This is a genomic window from Lysinibacillus sp. (assembly GCF_032093475.1).
Lineage (GTDB): Bacteria > Bacillota > Bacilli > Bacillales_A > Planococcaceae > Lysinibacillus > Lysinibacillus irui.
This window is the reverse complement of the sequence record NZ_DAMDAY010000212.1, coordinates 1-3,121: the sequence shown is the minus strand read 5'-3', so window position 1 is coordinate 3,121 and position 3,121 is coordinate 1. Positions and strand designations below refer to the sequence as shown.

Below are 3,121 nucleotides of genomic sequence, written 5' to 3'. Positions count from 1 at the left end.
TCTATTGGAGGGCATTACATTTGGTCAAAAAATGGCGTATTTCATTATTCAACAAGGTTGTCATCAAAAAAATTTTTTACTTGACCAACCTCAATATGCTGATAAAAAACCACCTTTATTTAGCAAACAGCAATTACAGCAACGTATGATGCAGTTTGTAGGCATCGTTAGAAATATCGATGATTTACAGTACTTTGTTCAGCAACTCCCCTCTCTACAATCTCTTCTTCACACTAATCTAGAGGGTATGGAGCAAGCAGAATTGGAACTATTTATGATGCATGTTGTCGCAACACTGATGACACATGCGGCCATTATAAGAACTGAAACACGTGGTGCCCACATACGTACAGATAAATCCGAAATGGATGCACAATGGGCAAGCCGGTGGATTATTTTTTCGCAAGGACAATTGAAAGTGAGGAACTCATTGTATGAATATCATCAAACTCGAGGAAATGCTCAAACAGTTTTTTAATGAAGATTTAGGTGATGGGGATTTATCGAGTGAATTTATTTTTTCAGCCGAACAACAGGGATCTTTTTCGTTTTATGCTAAAGAAAAAGGAATTTTTTGCGGAGCTCTCATTATTGAGCATGGCTTTCTTCTACTAGATCGTTCTATGGAAATTTATCTTCATAAAAAGGATGGAGAGACAGTAGATGCAGGCGATATACTAGCCGTGATAAAAGGTCCCTTACAAAAATTGTTAATAGGCGAACGTGTCATCTTAAATCTTATTCAACGTATGTCTGCCATTGCAACAGCTACTCACCAAGCAGTCCAAGAAACGATAGGTACGCATGCGAAAATATGTGATACTCGTAAAACAATGCCTGGCATGCGTATGCTTGATAAATATGCAGTGAGAGTCGGTGGTGCTTTTAATCATCGAAATGGACTGTATGATGCCATCATGCTAAAAGATAATCATCTTGCCTTTGCAGGTAGTATAACAAAAGCTGTTCAGACCGCTAGAGAGAAAGTCGGTCATACCGTGAAAATTGAAGTAGAAATTGAAACAAAGGAACAGCTAGATGAAGCCATCATTGCTGGAGTAGATATCATTATGTTTGATAACCGCAGTCCAGAAGAAATTCGAGATTGGCTTCCTTCTGTCCCCCCTACTATTGCAACAGAAGCTTCAGGGGGTATCACACTGGATAATTTAAAGGCTTATGCACAGTCAGGTGTTCAGTGGATTTCACTTGGTTCATTAACCCATTCTGTCAAAGCTTTTGATATTAGTGCACTTGTTCAAATGAAAGGAGCTCATTCCCTTGTCCATCACTAGTTTATTACAACAGACGACACTACTTCCTGAGCATTATCGGACATTATCCGTAGAGGAAATGGAATCTCGTATTTTAGCAATAAAGAAAAAATTAGGCTCTAAACTTTTTATCCCAGGACACCATTATCAAAAAGATGAGGTTATTCAATTCGCTGATGCAACTGGTGATTCTCTACAACTAGCTCAATTATCTGCCGCTAATAAGGAGGCTGAACATATCGTATTTTGTGGTGTACATTTTATGGCAGAAACGGCAGACATGCTGACAATGAAACAGCAACATGTCTATTTACCAGATATGCGTGCAGGCTGTTCGATGGCTGATATGGCGAATATTTATCAAACAGAACAAGCATGGCCAATCCTTCAACAGCTCTTTGGCGATACGATTATTCCTCTAACTTATGTCAATTCAACCGCGGCCATTAAAGCCTTTACGGGACGACATGGTGGTGCCTGTGTTACATCATCGAATGCAAGGGAGCTTGTTCAATGGGCATTTACACAAAAACAGCGTATTTTCTTTTTACCCGATCAACATTTAGGGAGAAATACCGCCTATGATTTAGGTATTCCCCTTGAAAATATGGCCGTTTGGAATCCTCATAAAAATATGCTCGAAACTAAGGAATCACTTGAAAACATCCAGGTTATTCTGTGGAAGGGTCATTGTTCTGTGCATGAGGGGTTTACAGTTCAACATACGGAAGTCATTCGCAAAGAACATCCCACAATGAGAATTATTGTTCATCCAGAATGTAGTCGTGAAGTTGTTGCAGCAGCTGATGATGCCGGCTCGACAAAATACATTATTGATACAATCAATCGAGCACCAAGCGGATCTGCATGGGCCATTGGAACAGAAATGAACCTTGTCAATCGTATCATTAAGCAACATCCAGATAAACATATTATTTCGCTAAATGAAAATTTTTGTCCTTGTCTAACTATGAACCGAATAGACCTTCCACATTTACTATGGAGTCTTGAAAGTATTGAACAGGGGCAACCTCATAATCGTATACAAGTAGATGAACATACTACCGCTGAAGCACTTAGCTCACTTGAAAGAATGCTTGTACGGGGGTAACAAGAAGAATTTTAAAAGCAGACATGTTGTTGTATCAATATTTCTGCTTTTTTTGTAAAGTTAAGGAGTTATGAAAAACGTCGTTCATTTTTTGATATGACTTATACTTTTTCATTAAGGATGTTGGGAATTAAATGAAATCCATTTACTTGTAGAAATTGACATGGATTTATTTTCTATGATACTGTCGATTTGGAGGTGATAATCAATGGCTTTTCAATCGAAAAATATATTTATCAATTTACCAGTAAAAGATCTTAACAAATCAATCAACTTTTTTAAAGACTTAGGTTTTGAATTCAATCAACAATTTAGTGATGAAACAACAGCTTCAATGATTATTAGCGAAAATATCTTTGCATTAATAATGGTAGAAGAACGATTCAAAGGATTTACAAAGAAGGAGATTGCAGATACAGCTACTTCTGCAGAGGCGATATTATGTCTTTCCGCTGAAAACCGAGAACAAGTAGATCAATTAGTAAATAAAGCACTAGCCTCTGGTGGTAAACCTTACAGTGAACCACAAGATCACGGATTTATGTACGGCTGGGGATTCCAAGATGTAGATGGGCATATTTGGGAAGTAGTATATATGGATGAAAGCGCACTAAATAATGAGTAATTATATATCTATCTAAATATGAGAAAAACAGTAGCTGCAAATGTAGCTACTGTTTTTTAGTATGACCCGTACGGGATTCGAACCCGTGTTACCGCCGTGAAAGGGCGGTGT

3 protein-coding genes and 1 pseudogene are annotated in these 3,121 nt (G+C 37.9%); all 4 read left to right on the top strand.

Annotated features, from left to right (window positions below; genetic code table 11):
• Positions 1 to 478: pseudogene (locus tag RT445_RS23460) on the top strand (L-aspartate oxidase); the annotation flags it as partial.
• Positions 435 to 1,295 carry a carboxylating nicotinate-nucleotide diphosphorylase gene (gene nadC, locus RT445_RS23455; protein ID WP_274794196.1) on the top strand — a complete coding sequence of 287 codons (861 nt, stop codon included), beginning with the start codon at positions 435 to 437 and terminating at the stop codon, positions 1,293 to 1,295. The pseudogene RT445_RS23460 and the gene nadC, both read left to right, overlap by 44 nt.
• The gene (gene nadA / locus RT445_RS23450; protein WP_274794197.1) at positions 1,282 to 2,385 is read left to right on the top strand and encodes a quinolinate synthase NadA; all 1,104 of its coding nucleotides are present in this window, start codon (positions 1,282 to 1,284) and stop codon (positions 2,383 to 2,385) included. Before nadC ends, nadA begins: the two co-directional genes overlap by 14 nt.
• A 208-nt stretch (positions 2,386 to 2,593) precedes the next feature.
• Entirely contained in the window at positions 2,594 to 3,010 is a 417-nt protein-coding gene (locus RT445_RS23445) for a VOC family protein (protein WP_312507672.1), read from the top strand.
• Positions 3,011 to 3,121 lie beyond the last annotated feature (111 nt).